This is a genomic window from Bradyrhizobium sp. (assembly GCF_052389815.1).
GTDB lineage: Bacteria > Pseudomonadota > Alphaproteobacteria > Rhizobiales > Xanthobacteraceae > Bradyrhizobium.
This window is the reverse complement of sequence record NZ_JBQTHN010000033.1, coordinates 18,086-41,393: the sequence shown is the minus strand read 5'-3', so window position 1 is coordinate 41,393 and position 23,308 is coordinate 18,086. Positions and strand designations below refer to the sequence as shown.

Annotated in this window: 22 protein-coding genes and 1 pseudogene; 7 read left to right on the top strand and 16 right to left on the bottom strand. The window is 65.3% G+C overall.

The features are described from left to right. From ACT4OC_RS07660 to ACT4OC_RS07640, 5 genes and pseudogenes are all read right to left on the bottom strand, one after another. Positions 1–92, bottom strand: a pseudogene (locus ACT4OC_RS07660) (biopolymer transporter ExbD); the annotation flags it as partial. 3 nt (positions 93–95) lie between these two features. Next, positions 96–875, bottom strand: coding sequence for a tonB-system energizer ExbB (gene exbB, locus ACT4OC_RS07655; RefSeq protein ID WP_444838366.1), 780 nt, complete (start codon positions 873–875; stop codon positions 96–98). Between the two features lie 27 nt (positions 876–902). Then, positions 903–1,409, bottom strand: coding sequence for a heme utilization cystosolic carrier protein HutX (gene hutX / locus ACT4OC_RS07650; protein WP_444838365.1), 507 nt, complete (start codon positions 1,407–1,409; stop codon positions 903–905). A gap of 11 nt (positions 1,410–1,420) precedes the next feature. Next, positions 1,421–1,753, bottom strand: coding sequence for an antibiotic biosynthesis monooxygenase family protein (locus ACT4OC_RS07645; RefSeq protein ID WP_444838364.1), 333 nt, complete (start codon positions 1,751–1,753; stop codon positions 1,421–1,423). Positions 1,754–1,855: 102 nt separating this feature from the next. Continuing rightward, the gene (locus tag ACT4OC_RS07640) at positions 1,856–4,204 is read right to left on the bottom strand and encodes a TonB-dependent hemoglobin/transferrin/lactoferrin family receptor (RefSeq protein WP_444838363.1); all 2,349 of its coding nucleotides are present in this window, start codon (positions 4,202–4,204) and stop codon (positions 1,856–1,858) included. A 256-nt stretch (positions 4,205–4,460) separates the two neighbouring features. Here ACT4OC_RS07640 and ACT4OC_RS07635 point away from each other — a divergent pair, with 256 nt between their 5' ends. The 5 genes from ACT4OC_RS07635 (at position 4,461) to ACT4OC_RS07615 (ending at position 8,996) form a co-directional block, all read left to right on the top strand. Beyond that, positions 4,461–4,682 carry a hemin uptake protein HemP gene (locus tag ACT4OC_RS07635; protein ID WP_444838370.1) on the top strand — a complete coding sequence of 74 codons (222 nt, stop codon included), beginning with the start codon at positions 4,461–4,463 and terminating at the stop codon, positions 4,680–4,682. Between the two features lie 8 nt (positions 4,683–4,690). Continuing rightward, positions 4,691–5,641: a heme/hemin ABC transporter substrate-binding protein gene (locus ACT4OC_RS07630; protein ID WP_444838362.1), complete on the top strand. Its 951-nt coding sequence runs from the start codon at positions 4,691–4,693 to the stop codon at positions 5,639–5,641. After that, positions 5,638–6,720 (top strand): FecCD family ABC transporter permease, encoded by a 1,083-nt coding sequence (locus tag ACT4OC_RS07625; RefSeq protein WP_444838361.1) that lies wholly within the window; start codon positions 5,638–5,640, stop codon positions 6,718–6,720. Before ACT4OC_RS07630 ends, ACT4OC_RS07625 begins: the two co-directional genes overlap by 4 nt. After that, entirely contained in the window at positions 6,717–7,523 is an 807-nt protein-coding gene (locus ACT4OC_RS07620; RefSeq protein WP_444838360.1) for a heme ABC transporter ATP-binding protein, read from the top strand. Before ACT4OC_RS07625 ends, ACT4OC_RS07620 begins: the two co-directional genes overlap by 4 nt. A gap of 117 nt (positions 7,524–7,640) precedes the next feature. Then, positions 7,641–8,996 (top strand): esterase-like activity of phytase family protein, encoded by a 1,356-nt coding sequence (locus ACT4OC_RS07615; RefSeq protein WP_444838359.1) that lies wholly within the window; start codon positions 7,641–7,643, stop codon positions 8,994–8,996. 171 nt (positions 8,997–9,167) lie between these two features. Here the strand turns inward: ACT4OC_RS07615 and ACT4OC_RS07610 are convergent, their stop codons facing one another. Both ACT4OC_RS07610 and ACT4OC_RS07605 read right to left on the bottom strand, forming a co-directional pair. Beyond that, complete coding sequence (locus ACT4OC_RS07610) at positions 9,168–10,340, bottom strand: thiolase family protein (RefSeq protein WP_444838358.1); 1,173 nt, start codon at positions 10,338–10,340, stop codon at positions 9,168–9,170. Between the two features lie 189 nt (positions 10,341–10,529). Beyond that, positions 10,530–11,156: a response regulator transcription factor gene (locus ACT4OC_RS07605; protein WP_444838357.1), complete on the bottom strand. Its 627-nt coding sequence runs from the start codon at positions 11,154–11,156 to the stop codon at positions 10,530–10,532. A 227-nt stretch (positions 11,157–11,383) separates the two neighbouring features. Here ACT4OC_RS07605 and ACT4OC_RS07600 point away from each other — a divergent pair, with 227 nt between their 5' ends. Next, entirely contained in the window at positions 11,384–12,409 is a 1,026-nt protein-coding gene (locus ACT4OC_RS07600) for an AraC family transcriptional regulator (RefSeq protein WP_444838356.1), read from the top strand. Positions 12,410–12,427: 18 nt separating this feature from the next. Here ACT4OC_RS07600 and ACT4OC_RS07595 read toward each other — a convergent pair whose 3' ends face one another. The 9 genes from ACT4OC_RS07595 to ACT4OC_RS07555 form a co-directional block, all read right to left on the bottom strand. Then, on the bottom strand, positions 12,428–14,101 hold the full coding sequence (locus ACT4OC_RS07595) for a mucoidy inhibitor MuiA family protein (protein ID WP_444838355.1): 1,674 nt from the start codon (positions 14,099–14,101) through the stop codon (positions 12,428–12,430). Between the two features lie 144 nt (positions 14,102–14,245). Continuing rightward, positions 14,246–15,835 (bottom strand): phosphoglycerate dehydrogenase, encoded by a 1,590-nt coding sequence (gene serA, locus ACT4OC_RS07590; protein ID WP_444838354.1) that lies wholly within the window; start codon positions 15,833–15,835, stop codon positions 14,246–14,248. A 123-nt stretch (positions 15,836–15,958) separates the two neighbouring features. Beyond that, complete coding sequence (locus tag ACT4OC_RS07585) at positions 15,959–17,131, bottom strand: phosphoserine transaminase (protein WP_444838353.1); 1,173 nt, start codon at positions 17,129–17,131, stop codon at positions 15,959–15,961. 79 nt (positions 17,132–17,210) lie between these two features. Further along, the gene (locus ACT4OC_RS07580) at positions 17,211–17,414 is read right to left on the bottom strand and encodes a hypothetical protein (protein WP_444838352.1); all 204 of its coding nucleotides are present in this window, start codon (positions 17,412–17,414) and stop codon (positions 17,211–17,213) included. Between the two features lie 228 nt (positions 17,415–17,642). Continuing rightward, positions 17,643–18,233 (bottom strand): glutathione S-transferase family protein, encoded by a 591-nt coding sequence (locus tag ACT4OC_RS07575; RefSeq protein ID WP_444838369.1) that lies wholly within the window; start codon positions 18,231–18,233, stop codon positions 17,643–17,645. 73 nt (positions 18,234–18,306) lie between these two features. Continuing rightward, a complete protein-coding gene (locus ACT4OC_RS07570) occupies positions 18,307–19,068 on the bottom strand; it encodes an outer membrane protein (RefSeq protein WP_444838351.1) in 762 nt (253 codons plus the stop codon). Between the two features lie 182 nt (positions 19,069–19,250). Continuing rightward, a complete protein-coding gene (locus tag ACT4OC_RS07565; RefSeq protein WP_444838350.1) occupies positions 19,251–20,063 on the bottom strand; it encodes an outer membrane protein in 813 nt (270 codons plus the stop codon). 269 nt (positions 20,064–20,332) lie between these two features. Continuing rightward, entirely contained in the window at positions 20,333–21,676 is a 1,344-nt protein-coding gene (gene glmM / locus ACT4OC_RS07560) for a phosphoglucosamine mutase (protein ID WP_444838349.1), read from the bottom strand. Positions 21,677–21,887: 211 nt separating this feature from the next. Continuing rightward, on the bottom strand, positions 21,888–22,049 hold the full coding sequence (locus tag ACT4OC_RS07555) for a hypothetical protein (RefSeq protein WP_444838348.1): 162 nt from the start codon (positions 22,047–22,049) through the stop codon (positions 21,888–21,890). 121 nt (positions 22,050–22,170) lie between these two features. Here ACT4OC_RS07555 and ACT4OC_RS07550 point away from each other — a divergent pair, with 121 nt between their 5' ends. Then, positions 22,171–23,307: an alpha-hydroxy acid oxidase gene (locus tag ACT4OC_RS07550; protein ID WP_444838347.1), complete on the top strand. Its 1,137-nt coding sequence runs from the start codon at positions 22,171–22,173 to the stop codon at positions 23,305–23,307. The last annotated feature ends 1 nt before the right edge of the window (position 23,308 follow it).

Sequence of the window (23,308 nt, the reverse complement as noted above, 5' to 3'; positions counted from 1 at the left end):
ACCAGCATCACGTCGATGAACGGCGTGACGTTGATCTCGTGCACTTCGGCGAGATCGGATGCCTCCGCGCGTCTGCCGAGCCGAACCCCCATCGCCTACTCCGCCGCGCGCGACAGCGTGAACGCGCTCCTGTCGCGCTGGCGACTGACCAGCAGCAACACCTGCGCCGAGGCGTCGGTCAACAGTGCGCGATAGGCCGAGACCGCGCGCGCCAGGTGATTGTAGATCACGACCGCGGGGATCGCCGCGACGAGGCCGAGCGCGGTGGCGAGCAGCGCCTCGGCAATGCCGGGCGCGACCACGGCGAGGTTGGTGGTTTTCGCCTCGGAAATGCCGATGAAGGAGTTCATGATGCCCCACACCGTGCCGAACAGCCCGACAAAGGGCGCAGTGGCACCGATGGTGGCGAGCACGCCGGTGCCGCGCGCGATCTGCTGCGACATCGCCGCCTCCACCCGCTCCAGCCGCAATGCGATGCGTTCCTTCAGGCCGTCGTCGACGATCCCGCGGGACAGGCTGGTTTCGCGCGCGGCGGACTGGATGAGCTGCGCTACGGCGTCGGAAGCACCGAGGCTGGCATGCTCGACCTCGGAAAGCGTGGTGTCGCTTTCGAGCTCGCCGAGACGGCGCCTGGCCAGCGAGGATTTGCGGCGCAGCTCGATGCTCTTGGCGAGCCATACCGTCCAGGTGACCAGGGAAGCAAAGGCAAGCCCGATCATCACCGCCTTCACGACGATGTCGGCGCCCGTGAACATGCCCCACGGCGACAGGTTGCGCGGCAACAGCGCGTTGTCGGCAGCGGCAAATGCCGCACCAGGCGACAGGACCGCCGCGCCGCCAATAGCCCCCACCATCCGCTGCAATGTCCGTCGCATAGTCGTCTCCCTAATGGCAGAGAAGTGTCAGGCGGGCGCGATGCGGTCGGCCAGCGCCCTGAAGCGCGTGAGCTGATCGCCGCGCAGCGCGCGCGTCTCGTCTCGGCCGACGAAAACCTTGAACATGATGCCGCCGTCGACGTTAAGGAAGGCAACGAAGGCCGACGACTTGCCCATGAATGGCCGCTCGACGAAGGCGATACCGCCGCAGCGCTCGTGCCGCAGATGACCGTGCAGGCCCTTCGGCTGCATCAGGTTATAATAGCCGCGGCCGATCTCGCCGGCCGGAACAGAGCCGGTGAATTCGAAGATCGCATCGTCGGTGTGGACGATCAGCGTCACCTCGCCCCAACAGGCGATGTCTTGCATGGCGGCGGCGAACTCGCCGCCCGCACCCAATCGCCGCATCTCCACCGGCATCGCCTCGATCACCGCGCGCGGCGTGACCTTGCGCTGCCGCGCCACGTCCTCGATCACGGCGCCGGGATTCTCCAGCATGTAGGCCTTCAGCTCGGCAAGCTCCGTGCTCAGCATCGCGCTTCTCCTTACGCGGCGACCGCCTTGCGCTCGCTCTGGATCACCTCGAAGCCTTCAAACTTGGGATGACCGAGGTAGAGGCTCTCGCCGGTCTTGTTGTCGGCGCGCGCGTGCGCCCGGCGGAACTCTTCGGACTTCGTCCATGTCTCGAATGCCGCCTTGTCGACCCAGGTGGTGTGAGAGGAGTACAGGACGTGATCGTCGGCCTCCGGTCCCCTCAGCAGATGGAACTCGACGAAACCCGGCATGCTGCCGAGATAGGACTCCCGCGTGGCCCAGACGGTCTCGAACGCCTGCTCGGCGCCTTTCTTCACCTGGAACCTGTTCATTGCGATAAACATCGAAACTCTCCTTGTGTGACTGCTCGGATTAGAACGCGCCAAAGCCGCGCTGGAGCATCAGCGCGGCCGGGCAGCGACCTGGTTGAAACGTGCGCGGTCGATTTATGCTCCACCAAAGTGAATCTTGAGGCCCGCCTTGTAGACCCGGCCGGGTCCCGGGCTCGACCACAGCACGTCGTTCTGCGTGCTGTTGTCGGATGAACCGCGCGGGATCGCATAGGGCCGGTAGTACTGGTTCAGGAGGTTGTCGATCGATGCGGTGAGGACGATATCCCTGGTCGCGTTGTAGGTCAGGTAGAGATTGACCAGCTCGTAGTCGGTCGCCGGCAGATAGCCGACTGGAATGTCGGTGTTGCCGGCAAATGACGACCATTGCGCGGCAAGGGTCAGCTTGCGGTCGAGCAGGCGCACACCGGCGGTCGTCGTCACCTTGCGCGGGATGATCGTCGAGAGACCGACACCGGTCTGTACATTCTTGCCCCGGATCAGATGGCCGGAGACGCCGAGATACCACGCGCCCGCATCGTACATCGTTTCCCACTCGAAGCCCTCGATCCGGGCATGGGCGATGTTCTGATACTGGTAGAACTGGGCGAACGTCCCGAACGGCGGCAGCGGCGTGAATCCGAAGGCAACGAGATCGATGTAGTCGTCAACGTCGTTGCGGAACACATTGAACTTGCCGCGGAAGGAGTCGGTCGCGATGAAGACGTTGTCGTACTTCAGGTTGATGCCGGCTTCCTTGTTCTTGCCGACCTCCGGCCGCAGGTTCGGATTGGGCAGGAAGCAGAACAGGCCGAAGTTGCCGTCCGGGCAGTTGAACCCGAACGGCGCGCCACCGTTCGCATGCGAGCCGTTGATCAGCGTTTCCGTGATCGCGGGCGCACGATACCCTTCGGCATAGCTGACATAGGGTGTGAAGCCCGCGACCGGCGTCACGCCGACGGTGATCTTCGGCGAGAAGCGGTCGCCGCCGGTCGAGACCGTCGCCGAACTGAGATCGTAGCGGTCGTAACGGATGGCGCTGACGACCTCAAGCCAGGTCGAATAGTTGTTCTTCAACTGCACGAAACCGCCGGACACCGTGCGATTGCCGCCGGGCGTGGTGACGTTGGAGTTGCCGCGGGTGTCGAACGTATTCACCGTGTCGTCGAACACATCGAAGCCGTAGGTCAGCGCATTGCGCCAGTCGCCGAAATTGAAGCGCGTGGTGTTGTTGACGTCGGTGCCGACGGTATTGATCACGTAACCGCGGCGGTCGCCGACGCAGCCGGAAATGTTGTTGCCGGGATTGCCAAGCGAACACACGCCGCCGCCGCTGGTGATGCGGTTGTTGTAGGTCTTGATCTGGTCGTTGTCGGTGCGATTGCCGTAGACGGTGGCGTTCCAGTCCCACAGCATGTCGTCGGGCCTGGAATATTTCCAGGTGAGCGTGCCGGTGTAGTTCTGGGCGTCCGAGGCATAGACCGAGGAGCCGGCGATTGCCGCCGGCGGGTTCAAGGTCGTGGTCGCGCCGCGATTGAACTGGCCGATATGATACTGGTAGTCCTGGAATACGCCGCCGAGCTTGATCTCGTGGCCCTCCGCGGGGCGCACCGTCATCTTGAACAAGCCGCCGGCGATCTGGTTGCCGGTGTTGCCGATCTCGGTGCCGGCGCCGTCTTTGTAATTGCCTTGCGTGCGGTAGACCACGCCGCCGAATACGTCGGCATCGGGCGTGACGCGCACGCCGCCGAACACCGAACCGAGGCCGCGCGCGTTGTTGGTGCCGACGGCGCCGGTCATGTCGACGCCCCAGGTCTCGCCGGGACGAAGCACGTCCTGGATGTCCTTGGTGCGGAACGACACCACGCCGCCGATCGCGCCGGAGCCGTAGATGTTCGCGGTCGGGCCGCGCACCACGTCGACCCCGCCGACCAGCTCCGGATCGAGGAAGAACGAGCCGTTGGCGTTGTGGCCGGTGCGCTGATAGTTCTGCCGCGCGCCGTCGACCACGACCGCGACGCGGCCGAAGTCCTGCAGGCCGCGGATGTTGATCACGGTCGAGGGGTCGTCGCCCCGTTCCTGGAAGGTGACGCCGGGGATGTTGTAGAAAATGTCGGACAGGCGGTTCGGCTGCAGGCCCTGGATCTGCTCCAGCGTGACGACGCTCACCGGCGCCAGGGCGTCGATGGCCTTCTCCTCGGTCTTCGATGCCGCAACGGTGATGGTGTCGAGCGATTGCACCGCCGTGGTGCCGGCCTGCGCATTGGCGTTCATCACCGCGGTGGAAGGCGCCTGCTGCGGCTGCGCCGGCTTGCGCTTGGCCTGCTTCGGCTTGCTCTGCGCCGTCGCACGGGCAGCGTCGGCGTCCGCCGTCTGCGTCATCGCGGATGTCGAAAACATCAACGCAATGGAAAGTGCCGACGCGCCCAAAAACAAGGCGCGCGAATGCCTAGCCCCGAAAGCCATATGCCCCAACCTGATGCTTTGCTTCTTGGGTTCGGCTGGCGGGCGCTGCAATCGCATGCAGCAGCTTGCTGGCTACCAACGCTTCACGATGCGAGCCACCCGCCCGCACCCTGCCCGTCTTGGTTACGTCGCAGTGCGGGAACCGTCAATCGCTGCAAATGCACTTTATATCGATTGTAAACTGCACGGGTTGGATTGCGCACCAATCGAACTATACAGAAACCGGATGCGGCAACCTCGGGGCGTAACAACGGAAATGGCGACAACTTCCGAAGACACAACTTCCGAAGACAATGTCGGAGGCGCAGGAAGAACTTCAGATCGGCTGTCCGCTGCAACACGGTCCATTGCGATCAACGGCAATCGTATCGAGAGCCGCGAGCTTTTTGCGGCCGAGCGCGAAATTATCATCGCGCATGGCGAGGACACCTATCGCCTGCGGCTGACCTCGCAGAACAAGCTGATCCTGACCAAGTGATGCCGTCGATGACGACTTGCCGCACGCTTGTCCCGCTGCTCCTCGCCTGCGCCATGGCCGGCGACGTCGCGCGCGCGGCGAATGTCACCGTGCACGATGCGCGCGACCGCGACGTCCGCATCGAGAATCCGGCGCGGATCGTCGCGATCGGCGGCGCCATCACCGAGATACTCTATGCGCTCGGCTACGAAGACCGGCTGGCCGGCGTCGATGCCACCAGCCTGTTTCCGCCGGCCGCACTGCGCGACAAGCCGAATGTCGGCTATTGGCGCCAGCTATCCGCCGAGGGCGTGCTCGGGCTCAACCCGTCGCTGGTGCTGGCGATGCAGGGCTCCGGGCCGAAGGAGGCGATCGAGGTGCTGGACGCCGCGAAAGTGCCGCTGGTGATGGTGCCGGAGACATTTTCGGAGCAGGGATTGCTCGACAAGATCGCGCTGGTCGGCCGTGCGATGGACGCGGGCCGACGCACGGAATGCCTGAGCAAGGCGGTTGCCGACGACCTCGCGCAATTGCGCGAGCTGCGCGGCAGGGTGACGAAGCCGGTGCGGGTGATGTTCGTGATGTCGTTCCTCAACGGCCGCGCCATGGCCGCAGGCAGGAACACCGCGGCGGGCGAGATCATCCGGCTTGCCGGCGCCGTCAACGCAATCGACGCCTACGAGGGCTATAAGCCCATCAACGACGAGGCGATCGTCGCGGCAAGACCCGATGTCGTGCTGTCGATCGCACGCGGCAAGGATTCGGTCGAGGCGGAGACGGTGTTTGCGCATCCCGCTTTCGCCATGACGCCGGCTGCGGGTAACCGGGCCTTCATCTCGATGGAGGGCCTGTATCTGCTCGGCTTCGGCCCGCGCACCGCAGCCGCAGCACGCGATCTCTCGGTGAAGCTCTATCCGGCGCTGGCGCCTCAGGCGGAGAAATTCACGCCGGCCGCGCTATCGGCCGATTGCCGGAAATGAGCGTTGCGGCCGAAGCCTCGGCCCGTCCTGCCCGCGCGTTGCGGCCGGCGGCGCCATTCGTCATCGCCGGTCTGCTCGTGGTTCTCGTCATCGCCGCCACGATCGCCCTCACCGTGGGCGCGGCGGGAATTCCTTTTTCGCGCCTGCCGGCGGCGCTCGGCCTGTCTGCCGACCTTTCCCATCCCATGACCTCGCGCGACCGGCTCGTGCTGTGGTCGATCCGCATTCCGCGCATTGCGGCGGCCGCGATGGTCGGCGGCCTGCTCGCCATGGCCGGCGCGATCATGCAGGGCCTGTTCCGCAATCCGCTGGCCGATCCCGCACTCGTCGGCGTCTCCTCCGGCGGCGCGTTCGCGGCGGCCGCCGCCATCGTGTTCACCGACAGCGGGCTCGGCGAGAGCGTGCGCTTCATGCAGCACGAGTTGCTGCCGATCGCGGCCTTCGTCGGCTCGCTCGCGACGACCATCATCCTCTACGGCATCGCGAGCCGGGGCGGACGCACGTCCATCGCGGTCTTCCTGCTGGCGGGGCTTGCCATTGCGGCCATCGCCAATGCCGGCATCGGCCTGCTCGTGTTCGTGGCCGACGACCGCCAGCTTCGCGACATCACGTTCTGGCTCCTGGGCTCGCTGAGCGGGGCAACCTGGCCGAAGGCCGCGACGCTGGCCCCGGTGCTGGCGCTGGCGCTGATGACGTGCCTTTGGATCGCGCGCGGGCTCGACCTGCTCGTGCTGGGCGAGGCGGAAGCCTTTCACAGCGGCGTCCATGTCGAGCGGTTGAAGCGCATCTGCGTCGTGCTGGTGTCGGCAATGACCGGCGTCGCCGTTTCGGTCTGCGGCGTGGTCGGATTCGTCGGCATCGTGGTGCCGCATCTGCTGCGGCTCGCGATCGGACCGGCGCACCGGCTGTTGCTGCCGGCCTCCGCCCTGCTGGGAGCGATCCTGATGACCGGCGCGGATACGCTGGCGCGCACCATCGTGGCGCCGGCCGAGATGCCGATCGGCATCCTGACCGCCGCGGTCGGTGCGCCGTTCTTCCTCGCCATCCTGCTGCGGCAACGCGGGCTGACCGGGCTATGAGCGCCATCCTGGGCGCACGCGCCGTGTCGCTGGCAGTCGGCCGCGCCAGGCTGGTCGACGGCGTCGATCTCGACATCGCCGGCGGCGAGATGGTCGCAATCGTCGGCCCCAACGGGGCCGGCAAGTCGACGCTGCTACGCATGCTCTCCGGCGACCTGCGCCCGACCGCCGGCAGCGTCGCGCTCGGTTCGCGCGACATCCGCAGCTGGTCGCCGCGCGAGCTGGCGGAACGGCGTGCGATGCTCTCGCAGCACGTCCACGTCACCTTCCCCTTCACGGTCGAGGAGATCGTCGGGATGGGGACGGGCGGGCGCAGCCGCGCGGCCTTGAATCCGGTGATCGAGCAGGCGCTGCAGGAGGTCGGCCTCGGGCGCTTCCGCGACCGGCAATTGCCGACGTTGTCCGGCGGCGAGCAGCAGCGCGCGCACTTCGCCCGCGTGCTGGTGCAGCTCGCCTGCGGCGAGGCCATGAACGGTCCAGGTCTCCTGCTGCTGGATGAGCCCACCTCGAGCCTCGATCTACGCCACCAGATCGACCTCGTGGAAAGCGCGCGGCGCCGGGCCGAGCGCGGCACGGCTGTGGTCGCGATCCTGCACGACCTCAACCTCGCCATGCGCTTCGCCGACCGCATCGCGCTCTTGCATCGCGGCCGGCTCGCCGCCCTGGGCGACCGCCGCACCACCATCACGTCGGAACGCATCCGCGAGCTGTTCGAGGTGGACGTGGCAATACGGCACACCGATGACGGCGTGCCGTATCTGCTGCCGCAGACGATGCAGCCGGCGGCGCCTGCACCTCGATAGGCGGCGTAACGTCGCAAGCGCCATCCACCGCTGTCACGACCGCGTCATCGGTACGTCAGCGCTGCGTCACGCCTGTTCCCGACAACACCGCGCATCGTCACTCACAGGAGAAGCACAATGCGCGCTGCACTGCTCACTTCGGTCGCATCCATACTTCTGCTCACGGGAGCCGCTTTCGCGCAGGGCGAGGGCGAGTTCCCCGCCACCCTCAAGGGCCACGCCGTGCTGCCGGCGGCGAGCTTCGTCGATGCGCCGGTTGATGCGCCCGCCGACCTCAAGACATCCGGCAAGTACACCACCGGCAAGCGGATCGATGCCGTCGGCAGCGTGATGGGCAAATCCTATGAGCGGCCGACCGGCGTGTCGCTGCCGTTCAAGGGCCAGCCGCTGCAGGGCCATTCCGGCATCAAGTCGATGGGCAACGGCGAATTCTGGGTGGTCACCGACAACGGTATGGGCTCGCGCTACAACTCGCCGGACTCCATGCTGTATTTGAACCGCTACAGGATCGACTGGGCGAGCGGCAAGGTCGAGCGTCAGGAAAGCGTGTTCCTGCACGATCCCGACCGCAAGGTGCCGTTCCGCATCGTGCACGAGGACTCCGCGAAGCGCTATCTCACCGGCGCCGATTTCGACACGGAGGGATTCCAGATCGTCGGCGACAGCTTCTGGATCGGCGACGAACTCGGCCCCTACATTCTCAAGGCGGACAAGTCCGGCAAGGTGCTCGCCGTGTTCGAGACCATGGCCGACGGCAAGCCGGTGCGCTCGCCGGACCACTGGTCGGTGCAGTCGCCCGGCGCACCCGGCGCAAGCTACACTACCGTCAACCTGCGCCGCTCCAAGGGCTATGAAGGCTTTGCCGGCTCCAAGGACGGCAAGTTCCTCTACGGCTTGCTCGAAGGCCCGCTGTGGGACGCCGAGAAGAAGGATTTCGAGAAGGTCAACGGCAAGGAAGCCGCGCGCATTCTCGAATTCGACGTCGCCGCGGGAAAGTTCACCGGCCGCTACTGGCACTATGTGTTCGAGCAGAACGGCAACGCCATCGGCGACTTCAACATGATCGACGCGGCGAGCGGCCTGATCATCGAGCGCGACAACGGCGAGGGCACCGCCGACAAGGCCTGCCCGCAAGGCCAGCGCGGCCAGAACTGCTTCCCCGACCTCGCCAAATTCAAGCGCATCTACAAGATCGAGCTGTCGGATGCCAATGTCGGCAAGCCGGTGCGCAAGATCGCCTATATCGACCTGATGAAGATCCGCGATCCCGACAAGAAGGCGAGGAAGCCGCTCAGCGACGGCGTGCTGACCTTCCCCTTCTTCACCATCGAGAATGTGGACCGTGTCGACGAGACCCACATCGTCGTCGGCAACGACAACAACCTGCCGTTCTCCTCCAGCCGCGATCCCAACAAGGCCGACGACAACGAGTTCGTGCTGCTGGAAGTGGCGGAGTTCCTGAAGGCGAAGTGAGTTTGGTCACGCTCGGTAGGGTGGGCAAAGCGAAAGCGTGCCCACCTTCAAGTGCACACCCTGGAAGGTGGGCACGGCGCAAGAACGCCTTTGCCCACCTTACAGATTCAGCCCACAAAAAAGCAGCGCGGCCTTGGCCGCGCTGCTGATCGTTTTGCTTCTAACTGAAGCTTACTGATAGATCTCGAACAGGCCGGCGCCGCCCTGGCCGCCGCCGATGCACATCGTCACGACGCCCCACTTGGCCTTGCGCCGGCGGCCTTCCTGCAGGATGTGGCCGGTGAGCCGCGCGCCGGTCATGCCGAAGGGATGGCCGATCGCGATCGAGCCGCCGTTGACGTTGTACTTCGCGGGGTCGATGCCGAGCTGGTCGCGCGAATACAGGCACTGGCTGGCGAAGGCCTCGTTGAGCTCCCAGAGATCGATGTCGTCGATCTTCAGGCCATTGCGCTTCAACAGCTTGGGCACGGCGTAGATCGGACCGATGCCCATTTCATCCGGCTCGCAGCCCGCCGACGCCCAGCCAACGAAGCGGCCCATCGGATTGAGACCGCGCTTCTCTGCGTCCTTGGCTTCCATCAGCACGACCGCCGCCGCGCCGTCCGAGAGCTGACTGGCGTTGCCGGCGGTGACGTACTTGCCAGGGCCCTTCACAGGCTCGAGCTTGGCAAGGCCTTCCAACGTGGTCTCGGGCCGGTTGCACTCGTCCTTGTCGACGACGTAGTCGACGATGCTCTCGGCCTTCGTCGCCTTGTCGACGACTTTCATTTTGGCCTTCATCGGGACGATTTCGTCCTTGAACTTGTTGGCCTGTTGGGCTGCCGCCATGCGGCGCTGCGATTCCAGCGAGTATTCATCCTGGTATTCGCGGCTGACCTTGTAGCGCTCGGCGACAATGTCGGCGGTATCGATCATCGCCATGAAGATCGCAGGCGCGATGTTGAGCAGTTCCGGATCGACCACTTCCTTCGGCAGCGGGCCGCCGGGAACCGAGATGCTTTCGACGCCGCCGGCCACGATGCATTCGGAGCCCTCCGAGCGGATGCTGTTGGCGGCCATCGCGATGGTCTGCAGACCCGACGAGCAGAAGCGGTTCACCGACACGCCGCCGGTCGACTTCGGCAGGCCCGCCAGCAGCGCCGCCTGGCGGCCGATGTTCGGTGCGCCGTGCGCGCAATTGCCGAGATAGCAGTCCTCGACGTAGTCCTTGGCAACGCCCGCACGCTCAACGGCGTGCTTGACCGCATGCGCGGCCAGCGACATCGGCGCCGTGATGTTGAATCCGCCGCGGCCGGACTTGGCCAGACCCGTGCGGGCATAGGAAACGATTACGGCTTCACGCATTTTTCTCTCCCTTTAGCTGGCCGGTTGCGGCTCATATCGTACGAATATCTTACCCATGGCAACAAAAATACCGCCCGCGGAGGCACCTCGCGAGCGGAATCTTGCCGATCGGAATTCGGTGATTTCGTCGAAAGGTATTTTCGCGCCGACAATTCCGCAGGGCGAAACCGATGCGGCGAAATCACCCGTTCAGGCAGTACGGTCCTGGCTCAGCACGCGGCGAAGCAACTCAGCCGCGGTGCGCGCACCGACTTTGCGCATGATGCTGGCCCGATAACCTTCGATGGTGCGCGAGCTCAGCCCCAGCCTGCGCGCGGCCTCCTTGTTGGTCTCGCCGACCGCAATGCGCGCCAGCACCTCGCGCTCCCGGCGGGTGAAGGGCGCGCAGCCAGGCAGATGCATCACGATGTCGGGAAACTCATCGTCGGGCTGCGCCAGCTCCTCGATCGCAGCTTCCATTCGTTCGACGAGACGCTTGCCGTCGACCGGCTTCTCGACGAAATCGACCGCCCCGCTACGCACCGCCGCAACGGCGGTCGCGATGTCGCCATCGGCGGCGGTGACGAAGATCGGGGCGGGACAGCCTTGCTCGCGAACCCTCCTCAGGAGGTCGAGGCCCGCGCGCGCGGGCAGCCGCACCTCGAGAAAGATGCAGACGGGAACATGGTTACGTAGCTGCGACAGCAGCGCGGCCCCATCTGCGAAACAAACCACCTCATACCCGGCGCTCGCGAACGCGCTGGAAAGCGTCTCGCGCGTAGCGGCGTCATCGTCAACGACAAAGATTGCACCCCGGGAAGTCGCGTTCCGCGGCATCGTCATTACCCCAGCAATCGATTTTCTGAACGTTGGAACCGTCTTCGCACGCGGCCGATCGGAAAATGCCGATCGATCCGTCCGCCTGCGGTAATGCGGGGCCCGGCAGCAACCTGCGCTGGACCTCGACGTTTCCTGTGTCTCGAATTTAGCCGAATGGTTCATCGATCATTTGACATTTCGGGACATAATTTTTACATTCTGGGACAATCCGGCGCATACCCGCCATGAGCGATCTGATCCGCAGCGCAACTCTTACGCACTACCCCGCGGTTGCCCAATCGGTGGGCCTCGATCCGCGGGCAATGATGCGCAAGGTCCGCCTGCCGCTGGAAAGCCTCGATCGTCCCGACTTGCGCATCGCCGTCACCAGCCTGCGACGGCTGCTGGAAGCTTCCGCCGCCGCGTCCGGCGTCGAGGAGTTCGGCCTCCTGATGGCCGAACGCGGCGCGCTGGCCAATCTCGGCCCAGTGGCGCTGGTCGTGCGCGAGCAGGCGACGGTAGGCGACGCGTTGAAGGCGCTTGCCCGCTTCATCCACATCCACCACGAGGGCATGGGGCTGACGATCGAGCGGCGCGAAGACACCGTCACGCTGCGCATCGGCTTTCGGGGCGGCCATCTGCGCGTGCCGCGCCCCTCATCCGAGATGGCGCTCGGCAGCCTGCACCGGATCATCCGCTCGCTTGCCGGCGAGGACTGGCGGCCGCTGCAAGCGCATCTGATCCACCCGCCGCCGCGCAATCGCAAATACCACCGCAGCTTCTTCGGCTGCCCGCTGGTCTTCGGTGCCGACGCCGATGCGCTGGTGATTTCCCCGCGCGACCTCGGGCGGACGATCCCGCGCGCGCATCCGCTGATCGCAGGCTATCTCGAGAAGCGCGTCGAAGCGATCGACGTGCGGCCCAAGCGATGGGACGAACGGGTGACCGAGGTGGTGCGCGCGCTGCTGGCAGACCGCGACTGCACGGTCGAGCGCGTCGCGGAACATTTCGGCTGCACCCGACGCACCATCCACCGTCACCTCGCCGAATGCGGCACGAGCTTCTCGGAGATTCTCGACGCCGAACGCGCCGACCTCGCCCTGCACCTGATCGAGGACCGCAGCCGTCCGCTGACGAACGTGGCCGAAATGCTCGGCTTCTCGGCGCAGAGCGCGATGGCCCGCTGGTTCAAGGGCCGCTTCGGGCGCAGCGTCACCGCCTGGCGCGGCGACGCGCGCGAGCAGGCGCTGGCGGCGATCAAGCGATGGTAGTGCCCGCGCGGTGCATCATCAGCCGGCAGGCGTCATCACCACGCCCTTGTCTTTCGGCCACTTCACGCGCCAGGCAAAGCCGATGTCCCTTACCTCGCCGGCCTTGGCTTCGAACGCCCATTCCAGCACGCCGCGCTTGTCGCGCAGGTTCGTCGTGGTCGGCGGCGTAGTCGACGGCAGCATCTCCACCACGATCTCCTCATTCTCGCTGACCGGCAGCCGATCTTCGATCGCGATTCGAATCGGGAAATCGTGGCCGTTGCGCACGGCGGTCTTGAAGGCGCGCTCGTCGGTCTTCGAGGTCGTCACGATCAGGCCGGCGGAACCCTCGTTGCGCTTGAGCACGGTGCGCTCGATCTTGACCTTGTCGTCGGCGCCGAAGCCGAGACGTACGGTCTCGTCCTTGCTCGCGGCGGCCATCCGGCCGCGGCCCACGAAGGTGCCGTCGCGATAGATCGAGACCCGGCCCGGCAGCAGCGGCGCGTCCTCGGCCTGCTTGAAGCTGGCCTCGAGGAACGCGGTGGGGTCCATCACCGGCGCGGAGCGCACGAGAAGAGCGGGAGCAATCGTCGCCGTCGCGATGCGCAGGCTCTTGGCGCCTTCCGCAGCGCCGATGCTGACGCGGCCCGGAATCCTGAAGGTGACCTGGAAGCCGCTCGTCTCCACGGCTGCCTGCTGCTCGTCGGCGCGCTCGCGCAGGGCCTCGGACTGCGGCGGCGGCGCCGCCGCCACCTGGGCCTGCTTCAGCGCACGCGGCTGGGCGGAATCGGATGCGCTGCCGGCGGCCAGCGGGCGCGGCAATTGCGGATACTGCACGACGAGCGTGTTCAGCTCCGGCGCATTGCCGCCGCGCGCGGTCCGCAAGGTGGAGACGCCGAGCGTGACGTTCGACCAGTCCTCGCCGGTGTTCTGGACGATCTCTGCGCGGCGCACCAGCTCGAGGGCCGGCTTGCGGTCCTTGGTGCCCGTGTCGAGACGGGCGTCATAGAGCGGAGTCCAGCGCGCGTTGCGCACCGCATAGGTCACGCGCAGCGTCGCCTTGGTTACCGCCTGCGCTGCAAGGTCGATGCGGACCTCGAGCTTTGCCGGCGGCTTGGCCGCGCGATCGGTTTCCAGCCGCGCGACCTCGCGGTCGATCTCGCGCTGCTTGCGCTCGGCGTCGCGGATGGCGGTGTTGGCGGCGGCGACTTCCTCCGAGACGGCGGCAAACGCCGCGCGCCATTCGCTGAGCGGCCGCGCCTCGCCCTTCTCCCCGAGGCCCGCGGGCGAACTCTCCGCAAAGCGTTCGGCGAATTTGCGCCGGGCTTCCGCGGCGGCAATCGCGCCTTGCCAGTTGGCCCGTTCGTCCTTCAGCGCCTCGATGCGCTTGTCGATCTCGGACAGATTGGCGGGCGGCACCGGGCGCGGCGGGCGCGTGTCGATCGCGCCGATGGTCAGTTTCGTCCCGGCCTCGCCCTCGACCCGCAGCGAGCTTGCATCGAGCGTCAGCGGGAAGTCCCTGGCGACCAGCGTGCTGTCGCCTGCCGGGAGGTCGAGCGCGATGACGCGCGTCACGGTGGCGCCGTCGGGATAGACGGTAACGGCATCCACTGCCGAGGTGACGGGCAGATCGGCCGCGCCGGCCGGCGTGACGGCCAGTACGGCCAGCAGGACCAGCCCGGTCGTGGCAAGACTATTCGCAATCGTCCGCATGAAATCCTCCCGAAATTTGCGCGCGCCAAAGCGGGCGCGGAAATCGCGCCCCTGGTAGTGAGACGCGGCGGGGAAGGAACCGGTTCGATTGCGGTATCGGTGTGGCGCCGCCGCGGCAGAGCCGCGGCGGACGCGGGCTTGCGGCTAGAACGCCAGCGCCTTGGCCTGCTTGACCTGGGGCAGCTTCTGCACCTTGTCCAGCACCTCCGGCGGCACCGGGCCGTCGATCTCGACCAGGGCGATGGCGTCGCCCCCCTGCTTGACCCGGCCGAGGTGGAAGGTCGCGATGTTCAGCCTGGCGTCGCCAAGCAGGCTCGCGAAGGCGCCGATGAAGCCCGGCTTGTCCTCGTTGGTGACGTAGATCATGGACTTGCCGAATTCGGCGTCGATGCGGATGCCCTTGATGTCGACCAGCCGCGGCTTGCCGTCGTGATAGACGGTGCCGGCAACCGAACGCTCCTGCCGTTCGGTGGTCACGGTGACGGTGATCAGGCTTTCGTAGTCGCTCTGGGCGGCGCGCACCACCTCGTCGACCACCATGCCGCGCTCCTTCGCGACAACAGGCGCGGAGACCACGTTGACCTCGCCGAGCATCGGTCGCAGCAGGCCCGACAGCACCGCGGAGGTGATCGCCTTGATCTTCATCTCGGCGACGTGGCCCTCATAGGTGATCTGCACCTTGAGGATGCCGGTCTCGGTGAGCTGGCCCGCGAAGGAGCCGAGCTTTTCGGCAAGCTCGATGAAGGGACGCAGCTTCGGTGCCTCTTCCGCCGTGATCGAGGGGAAGTTGACGGCATTGGAGATCGCGCCGGACAAGAGGTAGTCCGACATTTGTTCTGCGACCTGCAGCGCGACGTTCTCCTGCGCTTCGGTGGTGGAAGCGCCGAGATGCGGGGTGCAGATCACGTTGGGATGGCCGAACAGCACGTTCGATGTCGCCGGCTCTTCGACAAATACGTCGAAGGCGGCGCCCGCGACGTGCTTGGAATTGAGCGCTTCGACCAGGGCCTGCTCGTCGACCAGGCCGCCACGGGCGCAGTTGACGATGCGCACGCCCTTCTTCATCTTCGCCAGCGCCGCGGCGTCGATGATGTTCTTCGTCTTCTCCGTCAGCGGCGTGTGCAGCGTGATGAAGTCGGCGCGCTTGAAGAGCTCGTCGAGCTCGACCTTCTCCACGCCGATGTCCTTGGCGCGCTCCGGCGACAGGAAGGGATCGAAGGCGATCACCTTCATTTTCAGCCCCAGCGCGCGGTCGGCGACGATCGATCCGATATTGCCGCAGCCGATGACGCCGAGCACCTTGCCGGTGATCTCGACGCCCATGAAGCGGTTCTTCTCCCACTTGCCGGCCTGGGTCGAGGCGTCGGCCTGCGGGATCTCGCGCGCCAGCGCCAGCATCAACGTGATGGCATGCTCGGCGGTCGTGATCGAATTGCCGAACGGCGTGTTCATCACGATGATGCCCTTGGCGGTGGCGGCGGGGATTTCGACGTTGTCGACGCCGATGCCGGCGCGGCCGATCACCTTCAGCTTCTTGGCCTTGGCGATGATCTTGGCGGTCGCCTTGGTGGCGGAGCGGATGGCCAGGCCGTCATAGTTGCCGATGATCTCGGCAAGCTTGTCCTTGTCCTTGCCGAGGTTGGGCTGGAAGTCGACCTCGATGCCGCGGTCCTTGAAGATCTGCACGGCGGCGGGAGAGAGCGCGTCGGAAATGAGAACTTTCGGTTTGTGCATGGGAATGGTCCGGTGATGTATGTGATCTGTTCAATTCGTCACCCGCGGGCTTGACCCGCGGGTCCATCCTTTTGATGGATGGCCGGGTCAAGCCCGGCCATGACGACAGTGAGCTCGTGGGCCTCAAGCCGCCTTCGGCAGCGCGGCCTTGGTTTCGGCAAAGGCCCAGTCGATCCACTGCGTCAGCAGCTCGACGTCCCTCGCCTCCACGGTGGCGCCGCACCAGATGCGCAGACCTGCCGGCGCATCGCGGTAATGCGCAAAGTCGAAGCCGGCGTTCTCCTTCTCGACCAGCGCGACCAGCTTCTTGCAGAAGTCGGCCTGCGCGTCCGCCGAGAGCGAGGTGATCGCGGGATCGACCACCTTCATGCACACGGAGGTGTTGGAGCGGATCGCCGCATCCTTCGCCAGGAAGTCGATCCACGGCGTCTTCGCCTTCCAGTCGGCGATCACCCTGGTGTTGGCGTCGGCGCGCGCGATCAGCGCCTTCAGGCCACCGACCGACTTGGCCCAGTTCAGCGCATCGAGATAGTCCTCGACGCAGAGCATCGACGGCGTGTTGATGGTCTCGCCGACGAAGATGCCCTCGTTGATCTTGCCGCCCTTGGTCATCCGGAAGATCTTCGGCAGCGGCCAGGCCGGCTTGTAGGTTTCGAGCCGCTCCACCGCGCGCGGGCTCAGCACCAGCATGCCGTGCGCGGCCTCGCCGCCGAGCGCCTTCTGCCAGGAGAAGGTGACGACGTCGAGCTTTTGCCAATCGAGCGGCTGCGCGAACGCCGCCGAGGTGGCGTCGCAGATGGTGAGGCCTTGCCGGTCGGCCTTGATCCAGTCGGCGTTCGGCACCCGCACGCCCGAGGTGGTGCCGTTCCAGGTGAATACGACGTCGCTGGCGGGATCGACCTTGGACAGATCCGGAATGTCACCGTAGCCGGCGTGCAGCTTGGTGACGTCCTTCAGCTTCAGTTCCTTGACGATGTCGCTGACCCAGCCTTCGCCAAAGGATTCCCAGGCGAGCGTGGTGACGGGACGCGCGCCGAGCAGCGACCACAACGCCATTTCGACCGCGCCGGTGTCGGACGCCGGCACGATGCCGATGCGGTAGTCCGCCGGCACTTCCAGCACCTCGCGCGTCAGGTCGATCGCAAGCTTCAGCTTGGCCTTGCCGATCTTCGCACGGTGCGAGCGGCCGAGGGCGGCGTCCTTGAGATTTTGGGGATTCCAGCCAGGGCGCTTGGCGCAGGGGCCGGAGGAAAAATGCGGCACGGTCGGCCGCGAAGCGGGCTTCGCCACGGTCATGATCTATCCTTCCAGATAGTGAGCCTCCCGTTGGGGGGAGGTGTCCCGCCGCGGTCATTAAGGGAATCGCCCCTCACCGTCAAGGAACTTTGCGCACCTCACGGCCGATTTGATCTGCATCAACATCCGGACTGCACGGCAGATCGGATTGCTCCGAGAGCAATTCTGCGGCCTCGACGACGAGCTTCGCGGCCTTCCGCCGGCTGGCAATCCTGAGGACGCTCTCATCGCCGACGAGCACGACGTACTCGCAGCCGAGCTTGCGGATCGAATAACGCGCCATCTGGATAATCCCCGTTCTGCCCACGCCGCGCGGCGCGGGATAAGCCCCAATTGCGGCGACGTTCCTGCACGGCGGATGACGATGCGATCGTTAGTTTACCGCCTGTTAACGGGATCGCGTACCCGCAACCACCGCAGACATGGGCGCCCGCAGCGGCACAACCTCAGGGACAGTGTCGGATCCGGATCGTCATGCGACAGCTGCGGCGGTTTTTGCTCGTCATCGCCGTCACTTCGCCGCCGGCAGGCCGAGCGCCCTCTCGGACTCGCCGATCCATCGCCGCGCCGAGGGATAGCCGGTCAGATCGAAGCCGCCTTCGTGCGCAACACGCGTATAGGCGAGCAGCGACACGTCGGCCAGCGAGAATGCCTCCCCAGCAAGGCAGCGCGATGCCGACAGATGCTGCTCCATGCGCGCCAGCGCGGCATATCCGCGCTTGACCTTCTCGGGATCGAGCTCGGAAGCAGGCTTCTTCAGATAGACCATCTGGAATCGGCAGACCGCAATGTAAGGCTCGTGGCTGTATTGTTCCCAGAACATCCACTCGTCCATCTTGGCGGCGGCGTAGGCATCCGATGGAATGAGCGCGCTGCCGCGCGCGAGATAGCGGATGATGGCGTTGGACTGCGCCAGCGTGCGGCCGTCGTCGAATTCGACCGTCGGCACCTGGCCGGCGCCGTTGAGCTTCAGGAATTCGGGGGTGCGGGTCTCGCCCTTAATGGTGTCGATGTCGATCCAGCGATAGGGCAACGCAAGCCGGTCGCAGACCCATTTCACCTTCAGGCAATTGCCGGAATTGGTGTCGCCGAAAATCTTCATCACGATGACCGCCTCCGAAAAACGGAGTCGGCATCCGAACAGCCGCGTCAATTCATGTCAAGACGAGCGAAGATCAGAACTTGTAGCCGACGCCGAGGCGAGCCGAATGAATGTAGGATTCGTAGTCCGCAGTGACCCGCTGGTATTCGTATTCGGCGCGGACGAACAGCCCGCCGACGACCATGGTATCGACGCCGAAGCCTGCCGAATAGCCATAGACGAGTTTCTCCTTGGAATCGGCGCTCCAGGTCGGAGAGATGGACGCGGGCGAAGCGGAGACCGAGCGATCGATCGTTCGACTGCCGACTCCGGCCCCGAGAAAGCCATAGGGCATGAAGCAGCCGGCGACCCAACCGAACCGCGCTCGCAGCGAGCCGAAATCGCTGAGGGCGACGTTCGCTCGCGAATTGGTGACACTCGCCACCGTGAAGGCCGGCAGGTTGTACGTATAGCCCGTCGAGCTCGCGTAGGAATTGAAGGCGCCATGCAGATAGTTGCCCTCGATACCGAGAACGGCGTCATCCCATTGCCAGTTGTAGCCGGCGAATGCGCCATAGCCGGTGTTGGTGCTGTGCGCCTCCCCCAAGGGCTGCCAGTTGTAGGTCGTCGCCAACGGCGGGGTGAATGTCGACTGCATGTCGGCATTCAGACCCGACGGCAGCTTGGTGCCGATGGAGCCGTAGCTGACCTGACCGCCGGCATAGAAGCCGTGCCAGACGACGCGGGGGGCACCCGGGGCAAGGCTGCCGCGAAGAACCGGCAGATCCGGGAGATCGGCCGCCTGAGCGCCGAACGTTATCCCGGCCATCGCCGCCGCCAGCACGAACCTACGCATCGCAACGCTCCATGAAAACTCTCTAACTCACGCGCCGATCATCGCCTGTTAACCCTAATAATTCGTTTCGCCAGCGCTTCTGCGGCAATCTCTTTCGCGCTGGCGCATGCGCGGCAGGCAAAGCAAAACGGCGCGGGAAACATCCCGCGCCGTTCACAATCGTTAAGGAAAGTGAGGAGCGATTAACCCTTGCGGATCAGCGGCGGCTGATAGACCGGCGGGTTGTTCAGATCCCAGCGCACGCCGATCTTCAGGTCATGCGAAGTGATGTCCTTGAAGGTGGTCGGGTTGACGATGGCGTTGACGCCGTTGAAGGTGCGAAGGTCGCCAGTCAGGCCGTCACCCATGTCGAGATAGCGATAGGCGAGTTCGACGGTGAAGTTCGGCGTCACCTTGTAGGCAACACCGGCATGCACTGCCCAGGCGAAATTCCACTGCGCCGTGTTGTCGCCGTAGGCTATGCCCCCGGTGGGTGTATTTACGTCGGTGAAGCCGTTGATCGCCACCCGCGCACCGCCGATACCGGCGCCGATGAAAGGCGTCATGCACCACCAGGTACCGAGATCGACATAGGCGTTGCCGAGAACGACCCATTCCGACTTGGTGGCGTGATAAGTGTCGGCGCCGAACGCAGGGCCGGGGTAGGTAAGGTTGTCCGTTCCGAAGAACGTCGAATTGCCGCGATACTCGCCGGTGACGTCGGCGCGGAACCAGCTATTGAAGCGATAACCCGCACCGAGGCCGAAAATGCCCGCGGTGCTGAAGTTCAGGTTCTGGACCGAGCTGGTGGCAGCGGCGTCCAACACGTTATTAAGGCGGCTGACGCGCTGGTTGGAGAATCCGATATCGCCGCGCAGATACCAGCCGCCGAAATCTTCGACCACCGGGGGCGGTGCATAGGCAGGGGGCGGGGCAATGGGCATGTCGGCGGCGAATACCGCGGATGACACCAAAGTGGCCGCACCGGCGGCGATGAGAAACTTCACGCTACGCATTGGCCTCGTCCTTTTGTCCGGTGAGGCAGCCAGGACGCCTCACATCCAAAAACTCACGGTGGGGACGATGCCAGCAAATGCTTAAGCGGCACTTAACCCTAATTATTAAGGTTGATAATTTCTGACGAAGCCTCCTCCCGTGGTTTCAACCTGATCGCGAGCGATGCATTGCCACCACGGCGGAATGCGGCAGAGCCGTCGCAGTTGCTAACGATGTGTTGACGCAGCCGGCGCGCGTTTACGCCTTCGCAATGTCTCAGCGGTGCAGTTCAAGCCGCGGCCTGGCCGAGCGCGTGCACGATCTCGTCGACGACTTCCTCGACCATGATGCGGTCGTCGCCCTCGGCCATCACGCGGATCACCGGCTCGGTGCCGGAGGGACGGATCAGCAGGCGGCCATGGCCGTTGAGACGCTTCTCGCCGGCGTCGATCGCCGACCTGACGTCGACATCGTCGAGCGGCTTGCCGCTCTTGTAGCGCACGTTCTTGAGGATCTGCGGCAGCGGATCGAAGCGGTGGCAGACCTCCGATACCGGCCGGCGCAGCTTCTGCACCACCGCCAGCACCTGCAGCGCGGCGACGAAACCGTCGCCGGTGGTGGCATAGTCGGAGAGGATGATGTGACCGGACGGCTCGCCGCCGAGATTGTAGCCGCCCTTGAGCATCTGCTCGAGCACGTAGCGGTCGCCGACCGGCGTGCGCAGCATCTCGAGCCCGTGCCCCCCGAGGAAGCGCTCGAGCCCGAGATTGCTCATTACGGTCGTGACGATGCCGGGGCGGGAGAGCCGCCCCTCTTCCTTCCAGCTCTGCGCGATCACCGCCAGCAGCTGGTCGCCGTCGACGACATGGCCGCGCTCGTCGACCAGGATGACGCGGTCGGCATCGCCATCGAGCGCGATGCCGATATCGGCGCGCATCTCGCGGACCTTCCTCGTCAGCGCCTCCGGCGAGGTCGAGCCGCATTCCTTGTTGATGTTGAAGCCATCGGGATCGACGCCCATCGCAACGACATCGGCGCCCAATTCCCACAGCGCTTCCGGCACCACCTTGTAGGCCGCCCCGTTGGCGCAATCGATCACGACGCGAAGCCCGTCGAGCGACAGCTCGCGCGGCAGCGTGCGCTTGGCGAATTCGATGTAGCGGTCATGCACGCCGTCGATGCGGCGGGCGCGGCCGAGGCTGGCGCTCTGCGCAAGGCGACGGTCGATCGGCTCGTCGAGCAATTGCTCGATCTGCTTCTCGACGTCGTCGGAAAGCTTGAAGCCTTGCGGTCCGAACAGCTTGATACCGTTGTCCTCGAACAGATTGTGCGAGGCGGAGATCATGACGCCGAGGTCGGCGCGCATCGACTTGGTCAGCATCGCGACCGCCGGCGTCGGCATCGGGCCGAGCAGCAGCACGTCCATGCCGACCGAGGTGAAGCCCGCAACCAGGGCGTATTCGATCATGTAGCCGGACAGCCGCGTGTCCTTGCCGATAACGACGCGGTGGCGATGCTCGCCGCGCTGAAACACCAGGCCCGCCGCCTGCCCTACCTTGAGCGCCAGCTCCGGCGTGATCAGTCCGTTGGCGCGGCCCCGAATCCCGTCGGTACCGAAAAATTTGCGGCTCATATGACCCCCAGGCGCATCCCGAGGGCCCGCCACCCGGCAGGGAAGCCTCGAATGCCCGCCATGATAGCGTGCACGGGTTATAATGCCTGCGGCGCTAAAATGGCTTCAAAAAATATGATGAATCGTTACGGCCCGGGCAATCCCGGTTGATGGTCTAACACTCTGTTTGCACTTGCATTATTGCCACGGCCGGAACCGGCCATGGCGACGCTTAGCCTACGCGCTTGACGTGATGGTCCGCCTTCGAGGGCGGTGGCTGGGTGACGTTGACCGGGTCGGAGCCCGGAAAGGTCTCCTCCAACCCCTCTTCCAGAGCCTCCTCAAGCTGACGCTTCTCGGCCTTGTCGTCCGGCTTCCTGGCTGTTCGGGTCATGGTGGATCTCCCGCGGCCTACGGTTCCCTCCGGATTTGGCGGAGGGCTCATCCATGCTAGATGACATCGAAAGCCGCCAAAGCAAGCCGCGACGAGACAGGAAGGGCCGCCGGGAATGTCCATGAAGCATATCACCTGCATCGAAGACCTGCGCCAGCTGCACAAGCGGAGGGTGCCCAAGGCCTTTTTCGACTATGCCGACCGCGGCTCCTATACCGAGGACACGCTGCGCGCCAATTCGGAGGATCTGCAGCAGATCAAGTTCCGCCAGCGCATACTGGTCGACGTCTCCAAGCGCGATCTCTCCACCACCATCCTCGGCGAGCCCGCCGCGATGCCGCTGATCCTCGCGCCGGTCGGCCTGCTCGGCATGCAGCACGGCGACGGCGAGATCTACGCCTGCCGCGCCGCGCAGGCCGCCGGCATCCCCTTCACGCAGAGCACGATGTCGATCTGCTCGATCGAGGACATCGCAGCCAGCGTCGACAAGCCGTTCTGGTTCCAGCTCTACGTCATGAAGGACCGCGGCTTCATCAAGGCGCTGATCGAGCGCGCCATCGCCGCAAAGTGCAGCGCGCTGGTGCTCACCGTCGATTTGCAGGTGATCGGCCAGCGCCATCAGGACATCAAGAACGGCATGTCGGTGCCGCCGGAATGGTCGCTGTCGAAGCTGCTCGACTTCGCCAGCAAGCCCGCCTGGGTGGCCGGCGTGCTGCGCGGCAAGCGGCGCAGCTTCGGCAACATCGTGGGCCACGTCAAAGGCACCGAGGATCTCACGAAGCTGTCGGAATGGACCGCATCGCAGTTCGACACCACGCTGAGCTGGAAGGACATCGACTGGATCCGCAGCATCTGGCCGGGCAAGCTCATCCTCAAGGGCATTTTGGACGTCGAGGACGCCGAGATCGCCGCCAAGACCGGCGCGCAGGCACTCGTGGTTTCCAACCATGGCGGTCGCCAGCTCGACGGCGCGCCGTCCTCGATCGAGGTGCTGCCGGAGATTGTCGATGCGGTCGGCTCGCAGATGGAGATCATGTTCGACGGCGGCATCCGCACCGGCATGGACGTGATGCGCGCGCTCGCGCTCGGTGCGAAGTCCTGCATGATCGGGCGCGCCTATGCGTATGGGCTGGGCGCCGCCGGGCAGGCTGGCGTCGCCAAGGCGATCGATTTGCTGGCTAAGGAGCTCACCACGACCATGGGCCTGTGCGGCGTGAACAAGATCAGCGAGATCGACGATCACGTGCTGGCGACGTAGG